2 protein-coding genes are annotated in these 1,324 nt (G+C 58.5%); both read right to left on the bottom strand.

Going from position 1 to position 1,324, the window contains the following annotated elements; genetic code table 11:
* On the bottom strand, positions 1-445 hold a 445-nt coding region (locus V6C07_RS12195), incomplete at its 3' end, for a tetratricopeptide repeat protein (protein WP_442891938.1).
* 203 nt (positions 446-648) lie between these two features.
* Positions 649-981, bottom strand: coding sequence for a CGGC domain-containing protein (locus V6C07_RS12190; protein WP_333536749.1), 333 nt, complete (start codon positions 979-981; stop codon positions 649-651).
* Between the last annotated feature and the right edge of the window lie 343 nt (positions 982-1,324).

Genomic DNA, 1,324 nt, shown 5'->3' with positions numbered 1-1,324 from the left:
GAAGCTTGGCGGCGTTAAACAGCGCGTCATCGGCAAGGCGGCTGTCCGCATGGCGCATGGCGACGGATTCGTAACATTCTATGGCTTTGCGGGCATCTGCTTTGGCAAAGGAGCGGCGGGCCAGTTCTTCAAGGCTTTCCGCAGCGCGGAAGAGGGCGGCGGGCCGATTGGGCCAGCCGGGATCCGCGTCGTAGATGGAACGGAATTCGGCGGCCAGCTTTTCCCACGGTTCGCGCTGCCCCGAGCGCTTGGCATCCATACGCAGACTTTCGCTGCCCGCCTTGGCGGTGTCGTAGCGCTTGCCGGCGGGCGGCAGTGAGGTGTAGCCCGTGCCGTAAAAGCAGACCACCAGCAGGCAAAGGGCCAGCAAAAAGGCCAGAGGAGGCGCAAGCCGCCTGAGACCGCTTCTGGTCGGGGGCTGGGGGCTTTTTGCTGTGCGGGCCACGGAGACTCCTTGCTTGTCCCGCGGCGCGTCGTCAAGCTTATGACATGCGCGGCGCGTGAAATTTTCCTTATGCCCCTTGTGGGACGGGTAATTCAGGCTGATGCAACCTCACGCACAGGGCGAAAGGCCGCGTATGTTTTTAATCTTTGCATAAAGCATGCCGGAAAAACACACAACCGGAGGCCAAACGCAGACCTGCCCAATCAGTGGGTGTAGTCCATAATCGGTATGGAGTCGCCGACGGCGCGGGCCACTACCTCACGCATTTTTTTGGCAAACGGGCAGGGATAGCCGATGGGCGTACCCTTTTGAATGCAGGATGCGAAAACAATGGTATCCGCCCCGCGCTTGACAAGATCCTGCGCGCGGAGCACGGCTTTTTTGCCGGGACAGCCGCCGCATGAAATGAAGCCCGTGATATTGATATCCTCTTCAATACCCTCAAATGCGCCTTTTCTTTCGCGCACCATTTTGAAGTCCGTGCTGCCCGGGCAGAAGTCTTCTGTCTGCATGCATCTGATAATGCCGATGTTCATCGTTTTCTCCGTCAGAATGTTTCGTGGGGAGGCATCGCATGGTGTGCTGCAATGGCCCTCAGCCGGGGGACAGCGCCGCATTGCCCTAAAAACCGCGGGGGAGAAGCCTTGTCAAGCAAGGTTTCTCCCCCGTGATTTCACGTCCGGCCGGCTGCAAGCCGCGCGGGCGCAATATTCATATGTTCCAGCTTTCGGTTCGTGTCCGGTCCGAAAACCGGCCTAGAGCAATTTCACTTTGAAATTGCTCTGGCGGCTGCGTGAGCAGACGTTCGCTACGGAGGCGTAAGCGCAGTTTATCTGCGCGGTTAAACGCCGAAGTGAGCGTGCCTTAAACTTTGAGAAT

Origin of the sequence: Desulfovibrio sp. 1214_IL3152, assembly GCF_036763055.1 — a bacterium.
Classification (GTDB): Bacteria; Desulfobacterota; Desulfovibrionia; order Desulfovibrionales; family Desulfovibrionaceae; genus Desulfovibrio.
Note: the sequence above shows the minus strand (reverse complement) of the source record. Positions and strands in the feature narration are given on the sequence as shown.

Bases quoted from the DNA above. Each gene is read 5' to 3' on its own strand.
- V6C07_RS12190 (WP_333536749.1), bottom strand. From the start codon at position 981: ATGAACATCGGCATTATCAGATGCATGCAGACAGAAGACTTCTGCCCG.